The sequence below is a fragment of the Saccharopolyspora sp. ID03-671 genome, assembly GCF_045278815.1.
GTDB lineage: Bacteria > Actinomycetota > Actinomycetes > Mycobacteriales > Pseudonocardiaceae > Saccharopolyspora > Saccharopolyspora ipomoeae.
In genome coordinates this window covers 595,250-617,033 of sequence record NZ_CP134054.1, presented here as the reverse complement: position 1 = coordinate 617,033, position 21,784 = coordinate 595,250, and the positions used below count along the sequence as shown (strand labels likewise).

The 21,784-nt window shown below is 69.8% G+C and carries 19 protein-coding genes and 1 pseudogene; 9 read left to right on the top strand and 11 right to left on the bottom strand.

Going from position 1 to position 21,784, the window contains the following annotated elements:
• Positions 1-29: 29 nt before the first annotated feature.
• The 6 genes and pseudogenes from REH65_RS02980 to REH65_RS02955 all read left to right on the top strand — a co-directional run bounded on the left by REH65_RS02980 (position 30) and on the right by REH65_RS02955 (position 7,900).
• Positions 30-1,385 carry an MFS transporter gene (locus REH65_RS02980; RefSeq protein ID WP_406691153.1) on the top strand — a complete coding sequence of 452 codons (1,356 nt, stop codon included), beginning with the start codon at positions 30-32 and terminating at the stop codon, positions 1,383-1,385.
• Positions 1,386-1,476: 91 nt separating this feature from the next.
• Positions 1,477-1,746, top strand: a pseudogene (locus REH65_RS02975) (bifunctional D-altronate/D-mannonate dehydratase); the annotation flags it as partial.
• Between the two features lie 8 nt (positions 1,747-1,754).
• Positions 1,755-2,720, top strand: coding sequence for an enolase C-terminal domain-like protein (locus REH65_RS02970; protein WP_406691152.1), 966 nt, complete (start codon positions 1,755-1,757; stop codon positions 2,718-2,720).
• 221 nt (positions 2,721-2,941) lie between these two features.
• Positions 2,942-4,150 carry an MFS transporter gene (locus REH65_RS02965; RefSeq protein ID WP_406691151.1) on the top strand — a complete coding sequence of 403 codons (1,209 nt, stop codon included), beginning with the start codon at positions 2,942-2,944 and terminating at the stop codon, positions 4,148-4,150.
• A gap of 169 nt (positions 4,151-4,319) precedes the next feature.
• Complete coding sequence (locus REH65_RS02960) at positions 4,320-6,494, top strand: HAMP domain-containing protein (protein WP_406691150.1); 2,175 nt, start codon at positions 4,320-4,322, stop codon at positions 6,492-6,494.
• A complete protein-coding gene (locus REH65_RS02955) occupies positions 6,491-7,900 on the top strand; it encodes a mechanosensitive ion channel domain-containing protein (RefSeq protein WP_406691149.1) in 1,410 nt (469 codons plus the stop codon). Before REH65_RS02960 ends, REH65_RS02955 begins: the two co-directional genes overlap by 4 nt.
• Positions 7,901-7,948: 48 nt before the next feature.
• Here REH65_RS02955 and REH65_RS02950 read toward each other — a convergent pair whose 3' ends face one another.
• From REH65_RS02950 to REH65_RS02920, 7 genes are all read right to left on the bottom strand, one after another.
• The gene (locus REH65_RS02950) at positions 7,949-8,869 is read right to left on the bottom strand and encodes an esterase/lipase family protein (RefSeq protein WP_406691148.1); all 921 of its coding nucleotides are present in this window, start codon (positions 8,867-8,869) and stop codon (positions 7,949-7,951) included.
• Between the two features lie 135 nt (positions 8,870-9,004).
• A complete protein-coding gene (locus tag REH65_RS02945) occupies positions 9,005-9,430 on the bottom strand; it encodes an OsmC family protein (protein ID WP_281454543.1) in 426 nt (141 codons plus the stop codon).
• A gap of 256 nt (positions 9,431-9,686) precedes the next feature.
• Positions 9,687-10,922 carry a PAS domain S-box protein gene (locus REH65_RS02940; protein ID WP_406691147.1) on the bottom strand — a complete coding sequence of 412 codons (1,236 nt, stop codon included), beginning with the start codon at positions 10,920-10,922 and terminating at the stop codon, positions 9,687-9,689.
• Positions 10,923-11,019: 97 nt separating this feature from the next.
• Complete coding sequence (locus REH65_RS02935; protein ID WP_406691146.1) at positions 11,020-11,376, bottom strand: hypothetical protein; 357 nt, start codon at positions 11,374-11,376, stop codon at positions 11,020-11,022.
• Positions 11,377-11,657: 281 nt separating this feature from the next.
• Positions 11,658-12,995, bottom strand: a complete 1,338-nt coding sequence (locus REH65_RS02930; protein WP_406691145.1) for an MFS transporter — start codon at positions 12,993-12,995, stop codon at positions 11,658-11,660.
• A 25-nt stretch (positions 12,996-13,020) separates the two neighbouring features.
• The gene (locus REH65_RS02925) at positions 13,021-14,037 is read right to left on the bottom strand and encodes a PDR/VanB family oxidoreductase (RefSeq protein ID WP_406691144.1); all 1,017 of its coding nucleotides are present in this window, start codon (positions 14,035-14,037) and stop codon (positions 13,021-13,023) included.
• Complete coding sequence (locus REH65_RS02920; protein WP_406691143.1) at positions 14,037-15,170, bottom strand: Rieske 2Fe-2S domain-containing protein; 1,134 nt, start codon at positions 15,168-15,170, stop codon at positions 14,037-14,039. Before REH65_RS02920 ends, REH65_RS02925 begins: the two co-directional genes overlap by 1 nt.
• A 111-nt stretch (positions 15,171-15,281) precedes the next feature.
• Between REH65_RS02920 and REH65_RS02915 the strand changes: the two genes are divergently transcribed.
• Positions 15,282-15,866, top strand: coding sequence for a PadR family transcriptional regulator (locus REH65_RS02915; protein WP_281454537.1), 585 nt, complete (start codon positions 15,282-15,284; stop codon positions 15,864-15,866).
• A gap of 47 nt (positions 15,867-15,913) precedes the next feature.
• Here the strand turns inward: REH65_RS02915 and REH65_RS02910 are convergent, their stop codons facing one another.
• The gene (locus REH65_RS02910) at positions 15,914-16,996 is read right to left on the bottom strand and encodes a tartrate dehydrogenase (RefSeq protein ID WP_406691142.1); all 1,083 of its coding nucleotides are present in this window, start codon (positions 16,994-16,996) and stop codon (positions 15,914-15,916) included.
• A 134-nt stretch (positions 16,997-17,130) separates the two neighbouring features.
• Here REH65_RS02910 and REH65_RS02905 point away from each other — a divergent pair, with 134 nt between their 5' ends.
• On the top strand, positions 17,131-18,039 hold the full coding sequence (locus REH65_RS02905) for a LysR family transcriptional regulator (protein ID WP_406691141.1): 909 nt from the start codon (positions 17,131-17,133) through the stop codon (positions 18,037-18,039).
• Here the strand turns inward: REH65_RS02905 and REH65_RS02900 are convergent.
• Complete coding sequence (locus REH65_RS02900) at positions 18,036-18,923, bottom strand: LysR family transcriptional regulator (protein ID WP_406691140.1); 888 nt, start codon at positions 18,921-18,923, stop codon at positions 18,036-18,038. The genes REH65_RS02905 and REH65_RS02900 overlap by 4 nt on opposite strands.
• 131 nt (positions 18,924-19,054) lie before the next feature.
• Here REH65_RS02900 and REH65_RS02895 point away from each other — a divergent pair, with 131 nt between their 5' ends.
• Positions 19,055-20,440, top strand: coding sequence for a GntP family permease (locus tag REH65_RS02895; protein ID WP_406691139.1), 1,386 nt, complete (start codon positions 19,055-19,057; stop codon positions 20,438-20,440).
• 61 nt (positions 20,441-20,501) lie between these two features.
• Here the strand turns inward: REH65_RS02895 and REH65_RS02890 are convergent, their stop codons facing one another.
• Positions 20,502-21,146: an alpha-ketoglutarate-dependent dioxygenase AlkB family protein gene (locus REH65_RS02890; protein ID WP_406691138.1), complete on the bottom strand. Its 645-nt coding sequence runs from the start codon at positions 21,144-21,146 to the stop codon at positions 20,502-20,504.
• Positions 21,147-21,177: 31 nt separating this feature from the next.
• The gene (locus tag REH65_RS02885; RefSeq protein ID WP_406691137.1) at positions 21,178-21,714 is read right to left on the bottom strand and encodes a manganese efflux pump MntP family protein; all 537 of its coding nucleotides are present in this window, start codon (positions 21,712-21,714) and stop codon (positions 21,178-21,180) included.
• Positions 21,715-21,784: the final 70 nt, after the last annotated feature.

Here is a 21,784-nt window from a genome sequence, read left to right as displayed (position 1 = left end):
CAGAGCCCGGAGAACTCCGGAGCGAAACCATGCCCGCCCAACGCAAGACGAGCGATCTCGTGCGCGCGGCGATGTCGGGATGGTTGGGCACCGCGCTCGAGTTCATGGACTTCCAGCTGTACTCGCTGGCGGCCGGGCTGGTGTTCAGCCAGCTTTTCTTCGTCGGCGAGAGCCCCGCGCTGGCGGTCGTCTCGGCGATGGCCACCTACGCGGTCGGCTACCTGGCCCGGCCGGTCGGCGCCTGGTACTTCGGCCGACTCGGCGACCGCGTGGGCCGCACCAAGGTCCTGTTCATCACGATCGCCCTGATGGGTGGCGCGACGACGCTCATCGGCGCGCTGCCCACGGCGCACACGATCGGCATCCTCGCCCCGATCCTGCTCGCGCTGCTGCGCCTGGTGCAGGGCTTCGGCGCCGGTGCGGAGATCTCCGGTGCGGGCGTGATGCTCGCCGAGTACGCGCCGTCCGGCCGTCGCGGCATCATCGCCTCGCTCGTCGCCCTGGGCACCAACTGCGGCACGCTCGGCGCCTCGGCGATCTGGGGCGTTCTCGTCGCGGTGCTCTCCGAGGAGCAGCTGCTCGCGTGGGGCTGGCGCATCCCGTTCCTGGGCAGCGCGGTGATCCTGCTGTTCGCGGTGTGGGTCCGGTTCCGGCTCAAGGAGAGCCCGGTGTTCGAGGAGAGCGCCCACGTCACCGACGGCGTGGCGCTCACGACCGCCGAGATCCGGGAGAAGGCCGAGCAGGAGAACGACGAGCGGATGCTCGAAGCGCTGGAGCAGAACAAGTGGCGCGCCATGATCCCGGCGTTCCTGCTGCGCTTCGGGCAGGCGGGCAACTCAGGCCTGCTGCAGACCTACATGGTCTCGTTCATCACCGTCACGCTGGCCATGTCGGCCTCGGTCGGAACGAGCGTCGTGATCGTGTCCTCGCTGGTCGCGTTCCTGACCGTGCCGCTCGTCGGGGCGCTCGGCGACAAGTTCGGCCGCCGCCGCATGTACCAGGTCATGAGCATCATCTCGCTGGTGCTCATCGTGCCGACCGTGATGGCGATCGCCGGCGCGCAGGTGCCGCAGCTGTTCCTCGGCTACATCGTCATGCACAACGTGTCGGTGATGGCCCTGGCCTCGCTGGAGAACCTGACCCTGCCGGAGATCTTCGGCTCCCGGCACCGCTACGCCGCCACCGGCGTCATCCGCGAGATCGCCGCGATGGTGGCCACCGGCATCGGCCCGGTCGTCGTGGCCGCCTGGGTCGCCGCCGCGAGCGGCTCGTGGACCCCGATCGCGATCATGCTCGCGGCGTTCACGATCTGCCCGCTCATCGGCACCTTCCTGATGCCCGAGGTCGCCGGCCGCGACCTCAAGGACCCGCGCAACGCGGTCTGACCGCCCGGCGGCGCCCCGGCCACCAGGGGCGCCGCCGGGATTCCACCACCCACGCCGCGCCAACGCGGCCCGAAAACGGAAAGCCCGCACCGTGAGCATCTCCACCGCCGACGTCATCGTCACCAGCCCCGGACGCAACTTCGTCACCCTCAAGCTCGTCACCTCCGACGGCGTCGTCGGCTGGGGAGACGCCACGCTCAACGGGCGCGAGCTCGCCGCCGCGGCCTACCTCCGCGACCACGTCGCCGGCACCCTGATCGGCCGGGACGAGGACCGCATCGAGGACACCTGGCAGTACCTGTACCGGGGCGCCTACTGGCGTCGCGGTCCGGTGACGATGGCCGCGATCGCCGCGGTCGACATGGCGCTGTGGGACATCAAGGCCAAGAAGCTGGGCGCGCCGGTCTACCAGCTGCTCGGCGGCGCGAGCCGCGACAAGCTCCGCGTCTACGCCCACGCCTCCGGCAACGACTACGCGGCCCTGTCGCAGGCGATCCGCGGCTACGTCGACGAGGGCTACACCGCGGTCCGCATCCAGACCGGCGTGCCCGGTCTCGACTCGGTCTACGGCGTCTCGGCGACGGCGAAGCCGGGGGAGAAGTACGACTACGAGCCCGCGCACCGCGCGGCCGACGGCAGGCCGCCACCCGCCCCGACGAGGAGGAGTGGGACACCCCGGCCTACCTCCGCCACGTCCCGTCGATCTTCGAGAAGGTGCGCGAGGAGTTCGGCCCGGAGCTGCGCCTGCTGCACGACGGGCACCACCGGATGTCGCCGATCGAAGCCGCCCGGCTGGCGAAATCCCTGGAACCGCACGACCTGCTGTGGCTGGAGGACGCGACCCCGGGCGAGGACCAGGAAGCGTTCCGGCTGATCCGCCAGCACAGCACCACACCGCTGGCCACCGGCGAGGTCTTCAACTCCGTCTACGACTACCAGACGCTGATCACCGAGCGCCTGATCGACTACGTCCGCTCGGCGCCCACGCACACCGGCGGCATCACGGGGATGAAGAAGCTCCTCGACTTCGCCGGCATCTACGGCATCCGCTCCGGCCTGCACGGCCCCACCGACGTCTCCCCGATCGGCATGGCCGCGGCCCTGCACCTGGACCTGGCGATCCACAACTTCGGCATCCAGGAGTACATGCCCCACAGCGACCTCACCCTGGAGACCTTCCGCACCTCCTACACCTTCGACCGGGGCTTCCTCCACCCCGGAGACACCCCGGGCCTCGGAGTCGAACTCGACGAAACCCTCGCCGCCGAACACCCCTACACAACCGCCTACCTCCCCGTGAACCGCCTCCTCGACGGCACCGTGCACGACTGGTGAGCCGCCGCGGCAGGGACGGTTCTTCCTCGAATAATCACCCATGATCGAAGTCCCTTTCACCGGGTAAATTCGAGGGAGAACTGTCCTCTGGTGGTTCGGGTCAGCGCTTCAGGACCCTTCCGGTGCTGCGGACGAGACGGTTGGCCGGTACCGGCTATGGCCGTGTGATCGCGGTGGACTTCGGTGAGCCGTGTGGGAGGTCGGCCGGCGTGGGGGCTTCGGTGGTGGGCGTTCGGAGCCGCGACTTCCGGCGATTGCTCGCGTCGTGGGGTGCGGCGTCGGTCGGTGACGGGGTGCTCACGGCGGCGTTGCCGTTGTTCAGCGCGGTGACCACGCGTGATCCGCTGTCGGTGTCGATCGTGGCGGTCGCCTCGGTGCTGCCCTGGCTGCTCGTGGCCCTGCCCGCCGGGGCTCTGGTCGATCGATGGTCGCCGCGGACGGCGTTCATCGTCAGCCTCGTGATCCGCGGTGGGCTGACGGTGTCGCTGAGCGCGCTGATCGCGGCGGGAAGCGCCGACGTTACAGCCTTGGCGGTGTGCGCGTTCCTGCTCAGCAGTGCCGAGACGTTCGCGGACTCGGCCGGTCAGACCCTGCTGGTGACGCTGGCCGGTCCGTCCGAACTGGAGCGTGCCAACGGGCGAGTGGTCAGCACCGAGACGGTCGGAGTGGAGATCGCGGGCCCGCTCGCGGCCGCCGGGCTCTTCGCGTGGAGACCGGAATTGTGCTTCCTGGCAGTGGGAATGGCGTTCATCATCGCCGGCGGGCTGGCGGCCACGGTCACCGTGAGTGCCGAGCGCCCGGTGAGCAGCAACATCACGGCGTTGCGCACCGAGGTCCTCGAAGGGGTCCGGTTCTTGGTGCGGCAGCCGACGTTGCGCGCGGTGGTCGGCGTTGTCGGACTGACCGCTTTCGTGACCAGCGGCGTCAACGCCGTGGCGTTCCTCCACGCGATCGAGTCGCTGCGGCTGCCGGAGGCATCGGTCGCCACCCTGCTCGTGTGCACCGCGGTCGGCGCCCTCGTCGCGGCGCCACTGGCCACCCGGGCGGCGCTGCGCTGCGGCGGCGGACCGGTGATGGTCGGTGCTCTGCTCATCCTGGCGGCGGGCATCGCCGTGCTGGGGACCGGAGGTTCCCCTTGGGTGGCCTGGCCGGCCTACCTCGTGATGGGTCTGGGTGCCGGGGCGTGGAACGTGTTGTCGTCCGCCAACCGTCAACGGCTGACGCCGCGCCCGCTGATGGGACGGGTGACCAGCGCACACCGGGTGCTGGCGTGGGGATTGATGCCCCTCGGCGCGGCACTCGCCGGCCCGGCGGCCGAGGCCACGTCGCTGCGCGCGGTCATCATCGGTGCCGCCGTCGTCGTCGGGGCGATCGCGGTGCTCGCAACCCCACGACTGCTCGGACTGGGGCGAGCGGAAGACCGGGCATGAACCCGGGCGTGCCTTGAGGGGGAAGGCCCGGATTTCGGTTGGAATTCCCGCTGTAGGGCGAATTCGGACCCGGTCGGGCGAAACCCGAATTGCTGTTCGTGAAGATCGATCCTAGCGTGGCGACTCCGTGGCAGCGGACGCCTGCGTTGATCGAACAGCAGGAGATGGTGTGGATCTGGGGCCCGACTCGTCCGCTGACAAGCCCGGCGCGAACAATTCCGATCCGCCGAAGTTGCAGAAGTCCTGGGTGTGGGGACGGCTGACGATTCAATCGCGGCTCCTCGTCATGCTGCTGTCGGCCAGCATCATCGCGGTGCTCGTCGCGGGCCTCGTCGGCTACGAGTCCGGCAGCAGCGCGCTCAGCAAGGAGGCCTACGACCACATCATCACCGCGCGCGACGCCCGCGCGCGGCAAGCCGAAGCCCTCTTCGCCGACGTGCGCGAATCCCTCGCGGCCACCAGCGTCGCCGAGAGCACCCGCTCCGCGATGAGCGAGTTCGGCGCCGCGTTCGGCCAACTCGCCGACGCACCCGTGTCCCCGGCGGACCGCCAGAAGCTCGAGCAGTACTACCGGCAGGACTTCGTCCCCCGCGTGCACGCCACGTCGGGCACCAACGTGACCGCCGAGAACCTCCTGCCGCGCTCGAACCAGCAGATCTACCTCCAGGCGCACTACCTCTCCACCGGCGACCAGGACGACGCGCCGCGGCCCGCGATCACCGACGCGGGCGACGGCAGCGCGTGGTCGGCGGCGCACCTCCGGTACGGCGAGTACTTCCGGGCACTGCAGCGCGAGCGCGGCTACGAGGACGTGATGCTGGTCGATCCGGGCGGCAACGTCGTCTACAGCGCCGACGGCGGAATCCAACTGGGCGCCAACCTGTTCGGCGACGCGTTCAACAAGACCGAGCTGTCCGAGGGCGTGCGCGACGTCTTCCGCTCGAACGCCGTCAACGAGGTGAAGCTGACCGACTTCGAGCAGTACATGCCGAAGATGGATCGCCCGGCCGCCTTCGGCATCACGCCCATCGGCGTCGGCGGGAAGCTGGTCGGCGCGATGGTCATCCAGCTCTCGGTGGATCGGATCAACGAGGCGATGACGGCCGACGAGAACTGGAGGGGGACCGGGCTCGGTGAGACCGGGGAGGTCTACCTCGTCGGCGATGACGAACGCCTCCGCTCCACCTCCCGGCTTCTGGTCCAGGACCCGGAGGCCTACCGCACCGCCGCCAACAACCACGGCATGCCGCCCGGGACCGTCGACGAGATCGTCGCGCAGCGAGACCCCATCCTGCGCCAGGAGGTCGACTCGGACTCCATCCGCGACGGGCTCAACGGCGGCACCGGTATCGCGGAGGAGGACAACTACCTCGGTGACACGGTGCTGACCAACTACGCGCCGCTCGCCGACCCCGACCTGAACTGGGCCGTCGTCGGCCAGATGCACAAGTCCGAGGCGCTCGCGCCGGTCCGGTCGTTCACCCGCAACATCGGCCTGGTCGCCCTGCTGCTCGTGGTGCTGGTGACCGTGGCGTCGATGATGATCGCCCGCGCGTTCACCCGTCCCATCACGAGACTGCTCGCCGGGGCGGAACGGCTCAGCAGCGGCGACCTCGACACGCGAATACCGGTGCGCAGCCGGGACGAGTTCGGTGATCTCACGGTCGCGTTCAACACGATGGGCGATCGGCTCCGGGCCAAGCAGGACCAGCTCGACGAGGTGAACGAGGAGAACGACCGGTTGCTGACGAACGTGATGCCGGAACCGGTGGCCGAGCGCTACCGCGCCGGCGAGGACGACATCACGACCGAGAGCGACGACGCGTGCGTCATCGTGGCCGCGTTCACCGGACCCGACGAAGCCGACTGGCCGGGTGAGGCCGCCGAGCGGCGAGAGCGGTTGAACGAGCTGGTGCGCAGCGTCGAGGACGCGGCCGAGACGGCGGGCGTGGAACTCGTGCACGTCTCGCAGCTCAGGTTCATCGCGACCTGCGGCCTCGTGGTCCCGCGCGTCGACACCGCGCAGCGCACCCTCGACTTCGGCACCGAACTCCTCCGCATCATCGCGGGATTCCACGCGCGGTACGCCCAGCGGCTCGTCATCGAGGCCGGGATCGACACCGGTTCGCTCGCCGGCGGCCTGCTCGGCCGGCGCACCGGCTACGACGTGTGGGGTGAGGCGCTGGACTCGGCCCGGCGCGTGGCCCGGGCGTCGGGGGAACCCGGGATCTACGTCAGCAGCGCGGTCCGCGCCCGCGTGCGGGACAGCTTCGACTTCGCGGAGGTCGACGCGGGCGTCGACGGGCAGCCCGTGTGGCGCCTGGACGAAGGACCTCGCCGATGACCGGGCAGCCGTGGTTCGGGTGGTACATCGTGGTGATCATCGCGCTGCCGGTGGTGACCGTGGCGCTGACCGAGCTGCACGGAGTGCTGGTGCGGCGCGGCAACCCGCTGGCGAAACCGCTGCAGCTGCTGCGCACCTACATCGTGCCGGGCGTCGCGATCCTGATCCTGCTCGGCCTCGCGTCCGGGCGGGTCAGCGTCACGGAGGGCTCGAACTGGGTGCGCATCGTCGCCACCGTGCTCGGGGTCCTCATCCTGCAGTTCGTGCTCTCGGCGCTGAACGCGATGTTGTTCGTCAACGCCACGCAGGGCTCGTGGCGACGGCGCTTGCCGACCATCTTCATCGAGCTCGGCCGGGTGCTGCTCGTCGCCATCGGGGTGGCCGTGCTGCTGGCGTGGATCTGGGGCGCCGACATCGGGGGCCTGTTCGCGGCCCTCGGCGTCACCTCGATCGTGCTCGGCCTGGCGCTGCAGGACGCGGTCGGCGGCGTCATCTCGGGTCTGCTGCTGCTGTTCGAGCAACCGTTCGCGATCGGCGACTGGCTCGAGGTCGACGGTGAGGTCGGACAGGTCGTCCAGGTGAACTGGCGGGCGGTGCACCTGCAGACCTTCACCGGGACCCGGATCATCCCGAACTCCTCTCTGTCGAAGGCGTCCTTCGCCAACCACAGCCAGCCACCGGGTTCGTTCTACCTGATGGTCACCCTGGCGTTCAGCGAGAGCGACCCGCCGCAGAAGGTGATCCGGACCCTCACCGAGACGGCCGCGGACATCAGCCCCGAGCTGCACGCCGGAGCGCCGAAGACCATTCCGCTGTCCCCGCCGACGTCCTTCTCGCACACGCCGCTGATGAACTACTGCGTCATGGTCCCGATGAAGGACTTCGCCGATCACTGGGGCGTGCGCACCGAACTGCGCACCCGGGCCTGGTACGCGGCTCGCCGCGCGGGCCTGGCCTTCAACGGGGTCCGCGCGCAGCTCGCCGACGACGTGGACGAAGCGGCGGCCGCGCTGCGCCGGTTCGCGCCCCGGCTGCACATCGAGCCGGAGCAGGCGCCCGAGCTCGCGAGCAGGATGCGCGTCGAGCGCTACGCGGCCGGCGAGATCGTCCTCCGCGCCGGCCGCGTCCCGTCGGTGCTGTCGCTCGTGGTCGGGGGAGAAGCCTCGGCGACGATCGCCTCGGGCGCGGAGTCGATGCGGACGCTGCGCGAAGGCGACTACCTCGGGCACGGCGCGGTCACCCGCACCGCCGCGGTCGTCACGATCACCGCGACGACCGAGCTGACGCTGCTGGCCATCCCGTGCGACATGCTCGACGAACTGGTCCGCGACAAGCCGACGGTCACCCGCGAGATCGGCCAGCAGATCGAGCAGTGGAACCGCGAAGCCGCCAACCAGCTCGCGTGATCATCCACCTCGACGGCAGGTGGTGAAGTCCTCCTGGCGGGGTGGCCGTCACCGGTCCTTGTCGGTGATGGCCCGCCAGGCGAGGGCTACCGGGGAGCGGCCTTCCGTCGTGTCGGTGGGGTTCCCGCCGTTGTGGACGTGGCGGAGGTTGAAGTGGTGGTCGCCTTCGACCTGGGACCGAATCTTGCCGTGAGTGATCGGCGGGTTGTTGCCAGCGTGGTAGAGGTACTTGTGGTTGGCTCGGTAGTTGAGGTCGATGGCGGATTCGCCCGCTACCGTTTCGTCATCCTCCAGCGTCCCGGCGAAACTCCAGTCGACGCTCTTGGCCCACGGTTCGCTGAGCCGGTTCTCCGGCAGGTGCAGCACGCGCATGAATTCCGAGTCCGGGAGCATGGACTCCCACTGCGTGTCGCTGTGGCTTGCGTGCCTCACGCCCTTGTGCGGGGTTCCGAGGGTGATCACGTCGTCGACGTTGAGGTCCGCCGGGCTGCCGTCGGCGTCCTTCGGGAAGCCGTCCCAGCCCTGCGCGGTGCCCAGCAGCGCGACCCGGGTGACCAGACCGCCCATCGAGTGGGCGACGATGTCGATCTTCTCGCCGTCGTGGCTCGCGAGCTGGTGGGCGAACGCGGCGGCGACGTGCTTGATGCGGGTGTCGCGGGTGCCGTCGTTGTTGCCGTCGTTGCTGATGTCGGGGTAGTTGACGCCGTCGCGGCAGTTCTTCGACTCGTAGTCGCCGTCGTAGTAGCGCAGCAGGTACAGCTTGCTCGGCTGCATTCCCTGCTCGTCGGCGAAGTAGTCGACGGCGTTGCCCCAGGTCTCGTCGCAGTCCTTCGGACCGCCCCAGCCGTGCACGAAGTAGACCGGATTCTGGTCCGCGGCAGCGGGTTGCGCGGCGGAGGTGCCGGTCAGCGTCGCGCCGATGATCCCGGCGACGACGGTGATGATGGCCGAACGCGTCGTGCGTTTCATGATCCCCAGTCCTTCTCTCATCGGCGACGAATCACGTCGAGGAATTGATCGGGATGCTAGGGCACATCTCCGCTGGCCGCGTGCGCTTCGCGCAGATTCCCGGCCCACCCGTGCACGGTGCTCAGCGCCGGGGCGTCAGGTGAGCGAGGCGGTGAGGGAGATCGTGGTACCGGTGAGCGCCTGGCTGACCGGGCAGTTGGCCTTGGCGTCCTCGGCCGCGGCGCGGAAGGCGTCCTCGTCGATCCCCGGGATCTGGGCCTCGACGGTGAGGTGGATGCCGGTGATGCCCGCGCCCGGCTTGAAGGTCACCTCGGCCTTCGTGTTGAGCTCGGTGGGCGGCGTGCCCGCCTGGGTGAGGCCGTTCGACAACGCCATCGAGTAGCAGCTGGAGTGGGCCGCGGCGATGAGCTCCTCGGGGCTGGTCTTCCCGTTCGGGTCCTCCGCGCGCGACGGCCAGGACACCGCGTACTGCCCGACCTGCGAGGAGTCCAGGGACACCGTCCCGGAACCCTCCATGAGCGTGCCCTTCCAAACGGTGTGTGCGCTGCGCGTGGTGCTCATTCATGTCCTCCCTGGGTCGAAATGTGGTGCGGTCGGGGCCTGCCGGCGGCGCCGGGCCGGCCCTCAGCATCCGCTCAAGCCCACCTTCGCGCACGGCGTCTCACGGAGCCGGGGGTGGTGCTGTGGGGCTCGTGCGTGCGCAGGGGACAGTTTCTCCCAGAATCATCCGAGTGATCCACAGCGAAGCGCGGGCGATTCCGGGAAGAACCGCACCCTGGTGCCCCGAGCGCTCAACCGGAACCCGGCCGCGGACGAGTCAGCGGGTGGGGGTCTTGCGGGCGTACATGTCGACGTCGGCGTCGTGGAGGAGCTCGGCGGCCGGAGTCGTGGTGTCGGCCGTGGTGGCGAGGCCGACGCTGGCGCTGAGCTCGACCACCTCTCCGGAGATGACGACGTCGGTGCGCAGCTGGTCGGAGAGGTCGTCGCGGAACGTCCTGGCCGTGGCGAGGTCCGGGGCGCGGGAGACCACCACGAACTCGTCGCCGCCGAGGCGGGCCACGGTGTCCCCGGGCTGGACGGCGTGCAGGAGGCGGTCGGCGGTGGTGACGATCAGCTGGTCGCCCGAGGCGTGGCCGAATCGGTCGTTGACGGGCTTGAGCCGGTTGAGGTCGGCGACGAGCACCATCACGATGCCGCCGTGCAAGGGGAGCGCGGCGAGCTCCTGGTTGATCCGGTCCATCAGCAGCGCCCGGTTGGCGAGGCCGGTCAGCGGGTCGTGCAGCGCCATGTGCGCGATGTGGCTGTCGCGGAGCTGCTCGTCGCCGATCGTCTCGTACTGGGCGACGACGTAGGCGGGCTGGTCGTCGGCGCCGCGGACGACGTTGAACCGGATGAGGATCCAGATCGGGTAGCCGCCCTTGTGGCGGTAGCGCTTCTCCACGCTGACGGCGTCGCCGCTGCTTTCGGCCAGCTGTGCGATGACGTCGATCTCGGAGGTGTCGTTCGGGTAGGTGAGGTCCGAGGCGTGCATGGACCGCATCTCCTCGGCGGTGTAGCCGAGCATGTCGCACAGCGCCGCGTTGACCTCGATCCAGTGCCCGGAGAGGTCGAGCGTGGCCATGCCGATCGGGGCGTTGTTGAAGGTGCCGCGCCAGCGCCGCTCGGCCGTGCGGCGCTCGGTGATGTCGTGGTACTGGGCGAAGACGACGGTCGGCTTGCCGTCCTCGTCGCGGATGAGCGCGTAGCTGATCAGGACCCAGATGACGGCGCCGTCGGCCCGGATGCCGCGCCGCTCCTCGTTCCGCGTGTCCGTCCCGGAGGCGATCATCCCGGCGAAGAGCTCGTGGTCCAGCGGCGGGTCATCGGGATGGGTGAAGTCCTGCGAGGGGCGTCCGATCACCTCCTGCAGCTCGTAGCCGAGGAGGCGGCAGGCCACCGGGTTGGCGTAGATGATGCGGGCGTGCAGGTCGAGCGCCACGACCGGTGCGGCGGCCTGGTGCAAGATCATCTGCCACATCACGCCGAAGGGCATGGCGGAGTCCGGCGATGCCACCGAACAACGATAACCGCGACAGGGTTGGCCCCGCAGCGAACCACGCGGTCGCGTGAGGCCCGGTCGAGCGTCGTCGTGACGCTCCGTGGAAGTGGGGTCAGGACGGCGCGCTGGTGAGGTTCAGCGCGACCCAGCCCGCGCAGATGATGAGGGCGATGAGGGACAGGGCGATCCCGACCTTCGCCGTCGTGAGGTTGGAGGCCTTGCCCACGTGCGCCCTCCGGACGCCGATCACGCCCAGCACGACGCCGATGATCCCGCCGAAGAACATCGTGGGCCAGGTGACCGGGCCGTTGAGGGGAAGGACGTTGATCGCGTCGACGAAGGCGGTCATCGGGAAGAGCGCCGCGACGCAGGCCGCGATCCCCACGACGAGCGCGGCGACCCCGATGCCGTTCCCGGACTTCCGGCCGGTCGGCACATCGTGCGCGGTGGACGACAACGCTTCACTCATGCCCGCGAGGCTAGAACCTCCTCCCGCAGGCCACCCCCGATTCGCCGAATCCAGCCCGAAACGTCCCCCTCGTGTCGAAAACCCCGGTTTTCGCGCGACGAAAACCGCGGTTTTTGACGCGCGAAAACCGGGGTTTTCGGCACGAGCATGAGGTCTCTGGTGGTGTAATGGGTTCAGGGGTGAATGAAATTGATGTGAGGAGGTGCTGGTTGCGAGATGTGGGAAGCGCCCGTTGACCTGCGCTGGGAGGCGGGGCAGCGGGCGCTTCGCCGGGTCGGTCGTCAGTGGGGTTGCGTTGCCGTGGTCGCGGGCGCCGGGGTGGATTCCGGGTCGTGCTTGCGGAGGGCGACCAGGGCGATGGCGCCGAGGGCGACGACGACCGCGGCGCCGGTGTAGAGCTGGGTGGCGGAGGCGCCGGCGTCCTTGAGGAGACCAGCGATCGTCGGGGAGAGGATGGCCCCGATGCGGCCCATGCCCAGGGCCCAGCCCATGCCGACGCTGCGGACGTGCGAGGGGTACAGCGGCGGCCCGACGGTGTAGGCGCCGGCGATGCAGCCGTTGATCAGCGCGCCGACGAGGACGCCGATGCCGAACCCGAGCCACAGGACGGAGGTGCTCAGGATGAACACGACCATCATCGCGGCCGACAGCAGCGAGAACCCGATCAGCACCACGCGCGGTGGCCGGAACCGGGCGAACAGCCCGTAGAGCACCGACCCGACGGTGCCGCCGATCGAGATCGCCATCCCGGCGGTGACGGCGGCGCTCTTGGACAGCCCCTCCTCGCTGAGCAGGGTCGGCGTCCAGCTGTTGACGAAGTAGAAGCCGAACATGATGGTGATGAACACGATCCACAGCAGGACCGTGGGCGCGAGCAGCTGCTTCAGCCAGCCCGAACCGGACTTCTCCGCGTCGGGACGGCCGGAGCCCTGACCGAGTTCGCCCTCCTCGACCGAATCCAGCCCCATGCGGCCCAGAATCCGGTTGATGCGCTCCAGAGCCCCCTTCGGGCGGCGCTGTTCGAGGAACGCGACCGACTCGGGCAGCAGCACGGCGATGACGATCAGCGCGAGCAGCGTCCCGACACCACCGGCGTAGAACACGGTCCGCCAGTCGCCGCCGACCGCGCTCTTGGCGACCAGGCTCGCCAGGGTCGCGCCGATGCCGTACCCGGCGGTGTAGATGCCGATGGCCAGGCCGCGGTTGCGGGTGTTGGAGAACTCGCTGGCGATCACGTTGGTGCTGGCCAGGATTCCGCCGACGCCGATGCCGGTGATGAGCCGGAAGGCGCCCATCACGAGCACCGAGGGCGCCATCGCGGCGCCGAACATGCCGACCGTGCCCAGCAGGAGGCTGATCAGGATCAGCGGGCGGGGTCCGATGAGGTCGGCGAAGGGCGCCAGCAGCATCGACCCCACGGCCATGCCGATGAGACCGACCGAGACCAGGAGTCCGAACTCGGAGCCGCTGAGACCGAACTCCTCGGTGACCGAGGGGCCGGTGAAGGCGACCGCCATGACGTCGAAACCGTCGAGGCAGTTCATGAAGGTGCACAGCGCGACGATCAGCCACTGGTAGGCGGACATGGGCGCCGCGCCGATGCGGGCCGTGAGGTTCATGGGGACATCCAGGGGGTGAGGGGGATCAGGTGAGGTGGAGGGTGAGGGACGCGCGGTCGCCGCCGTCGGCCACCGCGCGCGAGACGCACAGGCACAGCGAGTTCGATCGCTGCTTCTGCGCTTCGCTGAGGAACACGTCGCGGTGGTCGACGGTGCCGTCGACGTCGACGATCTTGGCCAGGCACAGCCCGCACTCGCCCTTGCGGCAGTCCGAGAGCGTCTCGACCCCGGCGGCGGTGAGGGCTTCGAGGATGGAGGCGTCGCGCGGGACGGTGACCTCGCGGTCGTGCTGGGGGAGCCGGACCACGAAGTCCTCGGCGTCGAAACGTCCGCTGGAGCCGAAGGTTTCGAACCGCAGGCTGGTCGGCGGCAGCGCGTGCTCGGTCCAGCTGGAGCGGATCGCGTCCATCAGCCCGATGGGTCCGCACATGTAGAGCTCGGTGGTGTCGGCGTTCGGCGCCGAGGCGATCTCGCCGACCAGGTCCGGTACCGACAGCGGAGTTCCCTCGTCGTCGACGTGCACCCGGAGCCGCTCGCCGTGCTCGGCGCGCAGCTCGTCGACGTAGGCCATGACCCGGCGGCTGCGCCCGACGAGCACCAGCTCGTAGTCGGCGCCGCGGCGGCGCAGGGCCGAGGCCATCGCGACCAGCGCGGTCACGCCGATGCCGCCGGCGACCAGGACGTAGCGCCCGGCGCCGACCGAGAGCGGGAAGCTCTGCACCGGGCCGGTCACGGTGAGCTCCTCGCCGACGGCCAGCGCGTGCATGGCCTCCGAGCCGCCGCGCGAGGCGGGGGAGAGCTGCACGCTCAGCGTCAGCCGGCGGCCCCCGTCCTCGGAGCGGACCACCGAGTAGGAGCGGACCACCGAGTAGGAGCGGAGCTGCCTGCCGCCGCGGATCGGCAGCTCGACGTCGACGTGCGTGCCGGGAGCGGCGGACTCGGGGTGGTCGACCTCCAGCACGATCCGGCGGACGCCGTCGGCCACGTGCTCGGCCTCGACGACCCGTCCGCGCTGCCGGTGGGACCGGGTGAGGGCCGCCATCAGGCACCTCGCGCGGGGAACGGGGCCGCTGCCGGGCGTCCTTCGGCGGCGAGCATGCGCTCCAGGATCTGGCGGACCCACATGCCTCCGGCGTCGATGTTGAGGCTGTAGAACTCGTGGTCCGGGTTGGCGTCGATGGCGCGCTGCTGCGCGCGCAGCATGTCCTCGTCCTCGCCGAACACCCCGTGCACGCCCTGCCGGAGCTGGGTGGTGATGGTCTGGCTGTCCAGGCGGTAGTTGCGCATGAACGCCCAGAAGTAGTGGCAGCTGCGGTGGGTCTCGGGCGTGATCGTGTTCATGACGAAGCCGTTGACGCCGTGGCTGCGGTCGCCCTCGGGCGCGCCGGTGCCCGCTTTGGCGACGCCGACGTCGATGCAGATCGTGCCGGGTGCCTGGAAGGTGATGATCTGCCAGCGGTCGACCTTGCCCTCGAAACCGGGGAACTTGTCGCGCATGTTCTTGAGCCAGAACGGCGGCGCGTCGATGTCGCGCATCCAGCGGGTGACGGTGACGGTGTCGCCGTCGTGGCTCACGTCGAACTCGGACTCGGAGAGCTCTTCCTGGCCGATGCTGGAGGAGTGCACGAACTCCTCGTGGGTGAGGTCCATGAGGTTGTCGAGCACCAGCTGGTAGTTGCAGTCGGCGTGGATGGTCTCGCCGTCGCCCGCCCAGTCCGGGTCGTCCATCTGGTGCATGTCGGGCACCGTCGCCGGGTCGGCGAGGTCGGGGTCGCCGACCCACACCCAGACGTAGCGGTAGCGCTCGACGACGGGGTAGGACGGCACGGCCGCGCTCGGGTTGATCGTCTCCTGCGCGGGCATGGCGGTGCAGCGGCCGGTCGAGTTGTAGCGCAGGCCGTGGTACGGGCACTGCAGCTCGTTGCCGAGGACCTTGCCCTGCGACAGCGGTGCGAGCCGGTGCCAGCAGGCGTCGGCGAGCGCGACGGCCCGGCCTTCGGCGTTGCGCCACAGCGCGAGCGGCACCCCGGCGACGGTGCGCGCCAGCGGCTGCTTGCCGGTGACCTCGTGGTCCCAGGAGGCGACGTACCAGGCGTTGCGGGGGTGGTTGAAGATCTTGGCCGCGGCGGTGGTCGGAGCGGAGACGTCCACCCGCGGCGTTGCGGTGAGGCTCATGGCCCAACTCCCTATGAAGAGAGGTATCTGTAGCGTGGGCCACAAGGTAACTATGGATATAGTGAGTTGGCAAGGGTGAGATAGCGTGACCGATCAAGGAGGGAGGTCGTCTTGTCGCTGCGCTACGCGCTGATCGCGCTGCTCACCGGTCGCCCGATGACCGGCTACGACATCTCGAAGAGCTTCAGCCGCTCGGTCGCCCACGTCTGGCACGCCCCGGACTCGCAGATCTACCCGGCGCTGAACCGGATGGAGCGCGACGGGCTGCTCACCTCGGTCGAGGTCCCCTGGGGCAAGAAGGGGACGAAGAAGGAGTACCACGTCACCGACGCGGGCCTGAAGGAGTTCCGCGAGTGGATGGAGTCGCCGCTGGTCCCGCAGTGGCAGCGCGACCCCGCCTACCTCAAGGCCGCCTACTTCGACTTCGCCGACCCCGACGCCGTCCGCGAGCAGCTGAACCAGCAGAAGGCCTACTGGGAAGAGCACCTGGCGATGCTGGAGGACACCCGCGCGACCCTGGTCGACCGCACCCACCCCACCCTGGCGGCCCGGCTGGCGAAGCTCGACGAGCGCGCCGCCGAACTCACCGTCCGCTACAAGGTCTACGCCTACGACGGCCTCATCGCCCACGCCCGCACCGAACTCGCCTGGATCGAGGACGGTTTCACCCTCCTCGACGAGCTGCACGACGCGTGAGCGGGCGTTGAGCCCGAATCGGGTTCGGGCTCAACGCTCCCCGAGGGTCAGGCGCGGGAGGTGCGGATCGACTCGGCGATGGCCGCGCCGACGCCCGCGGTGTCACCGGTGCCGCCCATGTCCGGGGTCAGGGCCGCGGCGCCCCGTCCGACGACGTCCTCGATCGCGGTCATCACGGCCGCCGCGGCGTCGTGCTCGCCGAGGTGGTCGAGCATCATCGAGGCGCACCAGATCTGGCCGATCGGGTTGGCGACGCCCTTGCCCGCGATGTCGGGTGCCGAGCCGTGGACCGGCTCGAACAGGCTCGGGAAGTTCTTCTCCGGGTTGATGTTCGCGCTGGGCGCGATCCCGATCGTGCCGGTGCAGGCCGGACCGAGGTCGGAGAGGATGTCGCCGAAGAGGTTGGAGGCGACCACGACGTCGAACCAGTCGGGGTGCATCACGAAGTTCGCGGCGAGGATGTCGATGTGGAACTTGTCGACCTCGACCTGCGGGTAGTCGGCGGCCATGTTCTGGACGCGTTCGTCCCAGTAGGGCATCGAGATCGAGATGCCGTTGCTCTTGGTGGCCGAGGTGAGCTTCCGGCGCGGGCGGTTCTGGGCGAGTTCGAAGGCGTACTTCAGGATCCGGTCGACACCGATGCGCGTCATCATCGTTTCCTGCACGACGGTTTCGCGGTCGCTGCCTTCGAAGATCTTGCCGCCGATGCTGGAGTACTCGCCTTCGGTGTTCTCCCGCACGACCAGGAAGTCGACGTCGCCCGGTTCCCGCCCGGCCAGCGGGCTGGACACACCCTTGAGCAGCTTGACCGGCCGCAGCGAGACGTACTGGTCGAAGCGGCGGCGGAACTGCAGGAGGCTCTCCCACAGCGAGATGTGGTCGGGCACCACCTCGGGCCAGCCGACGGCGCCGAAGAACAGGGCGTCGAAACCGCTGAGCTGCTCGAACCAGTCCTCGGGCATCATCCGGCCGTGGGCGAGGTAGTGGTCGACGCTGGCGAAGTCGAACTCGACCAGCTCGAAGCGCGTTCCGAAGACCTCCGAGACCGCGTTGAGCACGCGAACCCCTTCCGGCACCACTTCCTTGCCGATGCCGTCGCCGGGAATCACCGCAATCCGATGCGTGGCCATGACCGTCCTTCGAGTCGGGGTTGCCGGGGAGGCGAGCCACGGGCTTCGCCGCTGGCGATTAGCGTAGGAAGCAGGAAAGGCGCGGTGAAGGCGCCGACGGGCACGACATCGTTTCCTCAGGCGCAAGGAGTGGCATGGAGCTCCCGGAACTCGACGACCTGCAGTTCTTCGACGGGATCGCCCGGGCCACGACGCTGACCGAATCGGCGCGCCAGTGGGGCGTGAACGTCTCCACGGTCAGCAAGCGGCTCGCCCGCCTGGAACGGCGGCTGGGGGTGCAGCTGGTCAACCGCAGCACGCGCCGCTTGAGCCTCACCGCCGAGGGCCGGCGCTACGCCGAGGGCGCCGGTCGGCTGCTCGGCCAGATCGCCGACCTGGAGGACGACATCGGGGAGCAGCGCGCGGGCCTGCGCGGCAGGATCTCGGTGCACTCCTCGATCGGTCTGGGGCGCGCGCACATCGCACCGCTGCTGGGGGAGTTGGCCGCGGCGCACTCCGATCTCGAGGTGGACCTGGAGCTGTCGCACCTCCCGGTGCACGTCGCCGGGACCCCGTACGACTTCGCCGTGCGCGTCGGCCGGTTGCCCGACTCCCGGCTGCACGCGCGGTTGCTGCACGCCAACCGGCGCGTGGTGTGCGCGGCACCGGGATACCTGGAGCGCCGCGGTGAGCCGCGCACCCTCCCGGATCTCGCCGAGCACGACTGCATCGTGATCCGGGAGAACGACACCGACTTCATGAACTGGCGTTTCGGCGAGGAGGGCGATCAGGCGGTGCGCGTGGCGGGGGCGATGGTCAGCAACGACGGCGACGTCGCCACGGAGTGGTGCCTGGCCGGGCGCGGCATGGTGATGCGCTCGCTCTGGCAGGTGGCGCCGTTGCTGCGGGACGGGCGCCTGGTGCAGGTGCTGCCCGAGATCCCGTCGCCCCGCGCCGACATCTACGCGTTGAGCCGACCCGTCCAGGCGCTTCCCCGCCGTGCCGGGGAAGCGATCGAGCACCTGCGCCGGGGACTCGCGACCAGGCTCCCGGAGATCGACTAGGTGCGCGCCCACTCCCGGCCGACGTCGAGCAGGGCCGCTGTGGCGGGGCCGGGCCTGGAGTCGGTGGTCAGCAACCCGACGTGCAGCGATTCGTCGGTGTCGAGGGAGCGCACGGTCAGCCCGGCGGAGTGGGCGAGCGGGCGCCACGAGTCGGCCACGACCGCGATGCCCACCCCGGCCAGGACCAGCGGCAGCAGTGCTTCGCGGTGTTCGATCTCCACGGCGATCCGGCATCGGGTCCGGGACAGGATCGCGTCGGCGACGCGGCGCATCCCGGTGCCCGGTTGCCCGATCACCAGCGGGAGCTCGCCGAGGTCGGCGGGCCGCACCGGGTCGTCGCCGGGCGGCAGTTCGGCGGGGTCGCGAGCCACCAGCAGGTAGGACTGCACTTCCAGCAGTTCGAATCGGAAGCCGTTCTCCCGCAACGGTTCGTTGGGCACCGCCACCACCCCGACCTCGGCGTGACCGCGCCGCACGACATCGGCGACGTCGCCCGCCTTGGCCGCGGTGGACACCCCGATCTCCACCTCGGGGTAGCGGTCGCGGAACCGGCGGATCAGCGAGGCGAGCGGGCTCACCGCCTGCGACGGCATCGACGAGATCAGGAGCCTCCCACCGCGAAGTCCGTCGACCGCCTCGACCGTCTCCCGGGCCACGTGGAGCGATCGCACGAGATCTCGCGCTGGTTCGATCAGCGCGCGGCCCGCGGCCGTGAGCACGAGGCGCCTGCCGGTGCGGTGGAACAGTTCCGCGGACAGTTCCCGTTCCAGGCCGCGCAGCGCCTGCGAAACGGACGGCTGCGCGACGAAGAGCTGCTCGGCCGCGCGGTGCACGCTGCCGGTGTCGACCACGGCCAGGAAGTAGCGCATCTGCCGGACGTCCAACGCGCACCTCCACCAGCTCGGATAAGCGCAACCTATCAGCAGGTCAGGAAACCGGTCTTGGACGTCGGGCAGGCGGCGTGGGTGGACTGAGCGGAATCGGCCTGGTCCTCGACCGTTGAACGGAGACAGCGTTGTCCCACGATTTCCTGTTGTTGGTGACCACGGCGGTGGCGATCGTCGGCATCGTCCTGCTCATCACCTGGGCCAAGATCCCGCCCGTCTTCGCCCTGCTGCTGGGAACGCTGTTCCTCGGCGTCACGACCGATGTCGGGTTCGCCGGTACTCCGGAGGCCGTCACGAGCGGGTTCGCCGACGTGCTGGGAGACATCGGTGTCCTGATCACCTTCGGGGTCATCACCGGTGCGCTGCTGACGGTCACCGACACCATGCAACGGCTGGTCGAGGCGATGCTGCGGATCTTCGGCGAGCGGAGCCTGCCCTACATCATCGCCGTCGCGCTGAGCTCGCTGTTCACGTCGATCTACTCGGACGTGCTCCTGGTGCTGTCGGCTCCGCTGGCGCGCAGGCTCGGCTCCGGGCTCGGCCCGCGTGGCATCGCCCTGATGGGCGGTGCGCTGACGGCGGGGATCGAGGTGGGTCTGGTCTTCGTGGCACCTGGCGTTGCGGCCGTGGCGGTCGCCGGGGTGCTCGGCGTCCCGCTCGGGCAGATGTTCCTCTGCGGACTGCTCGTCGGCGTGCCCACCGCCGTGCTGACCACCTTGGTCTTCCGCCTCGCTCTGCCCCGGCTGATCCGGTGGGACCCCGCGCAGGACGAACTCGAAACAGCCGCCGCTGCGGATTCCGGCGACCGAAGCGAAACCGGATCGGGAGAGCCGGTCGCCGCGGAGGTCGCCTCGCCCGCGGTGACCAAGCAGCTCCCGCTGACGCTGGCGATCTCGCCGGTGCTGCTCTCGCTGGTCCTGATCGCCGGGGGAGCGCTGGCCTCGGGCCTGGGCGTGGACCACGACGTCATCGGGTTCGTCACCGACCCCGTGGTGGCGATCTTCTTCGGTGCCTGCCTCGCGTTCGTGCTGGCCGGTCGGGTGCGCAGCCGGCAGGAGATCGGCGCAGCCGTGGGCGAGGCGCTGACGAGCTGCGGCCCGATCCTCATCCTCAGCGGGATCAGCGGTTCGCTCGGCGCGGTGATCGAGAAGTCCGGGCTCGCGGACGTGCTGGGTTCGGCCTTCTCCTCCGGATTCCTCCCACCGCTGCTGCTGGTGTGGCTCGTCGCCGCGGTGCTGCACATCGCGCTGGGGTCGATCTCGGTCTCGGCGATCACCGCCGCCGGGATCCTCGCCCCGATCGCCGGAAGCCTCGGCGTCCCGGTGGTGCTCGTCGCACTGGCCGCCGGTTCGGGCGCGCTGTTCCTGCCGCACGTCAGCAGCAACTTCTTCTGGATGTTCCAGTCGCTGCTCGGTCTCAGCACCCGAGGCACCTTCAAGACCCACACGGTCGCCATGTCCCTCGCCTCGCTCATCTCGCTCCCCATCGTCCTCGTCCTCGGAGCCGTGGCGTGAGGCTCGATCCCGGAGGCGGCGCTCGGCGGGGAAGACATGCGACGCGTTCGATCCCCCGGGGTCAGGACATGCCGGATTCGCGCAGCGTGATGTTGAGCCGGCCGCCGCTCATGCCCAGATCCGGATCGGCGCTGCCGGGAAGGGTTCTCGGCACGCCGTGGTAGGCCATCCGCGACGGGCCGCCGAAGACGAACAGATCGCCCGAGCGCAGGACGACGTCGGTGTAGGGCTGCTTGCGGTTCTCGGTGTTGCCGAAGCGGAACACGCACTCGTCACCCAGGCTCAGCGACACCACCGGACCGCGGCTGAGCTCGTCGCGGTCCTGGTGCATGCCCATGCGCGCGTCGGCGTCGTAGAAGTTCACCAGCGCGATGTCCGGGTCGTAGGGCCGGGCCTCGGGCAGCGTCTCGGCGACGGCCCGCCTGCCCAGGTCCGCCAGCCAGTCCGGCAGCGGCTTGACCGGCGAACCGTCACCGTCGTCGACCGTCCGGGAGTAGCGGTACGGATACCAGTGCCAGCCCAGGCACACCGTGCGCACCGACATCCGCCCACCGCTGGGCAACCGAGCCGAGCGCAGCCCCGCAGGCGGCCGGGCCCACTCCCGGCACGCCTGCACCAGGCGCCGCTGCCACTCCGGCGACAGCCACCCGGGGACGTGTACCGCCCCGGGGGCGATCTCGGCGCGCGGACGCGGGAACAGCTCCATCAGCGGCGATGGTACCGCCGCGCCTGACCGGTCAGGACGTCACGAACGGCAGCACGATCGCAGCGGTGACGAGCGAGATGCCGCTGAGCAGGTCGGCCCGGACGGGGATCAGGCGTGCCGCGTAGCGCCCGATGCACATCCCCGCCAGGGACATGATCGCGGTGATGGCGCCGAAGATGATCGCCGACATCACCGGGGAGAAGCCGAGGATCCCCAGCCCGGTGCCCGCGAGCAGGTTGTCCACGCTCAACGTCAGCGGCATCCCGAACAGCGTCACCCACGGCTGGTCGATCTCCTCCGGCTCGGGATTGCGGATCGCCCCGATCAGCAGGTACAGGCCGTAGGCGCCCAGCAGCACCGGCCCCAGGTAGTCGGCGACCTCGCCCGTCGACTCCCCGATGAACTGCCCGAGGAACCCGCCGATCAGCGGCGCCACGGTGTCCCAGATGCCGAACACGACGGCGATCTGCACCGCGCGCCGGAATTTGAACGGAATCGTTCCGATCGCGATGGACGAGCGGAAGTTGTCCAGGCTGAGGAAGAAACCGAGGGCGATGATCTCGAACATGCGGACACCATTCAGGAGGAGGATTTCGGGCCATCGAGCTGCTCGCGGTCCCGGGGGATTCGTCGATGAA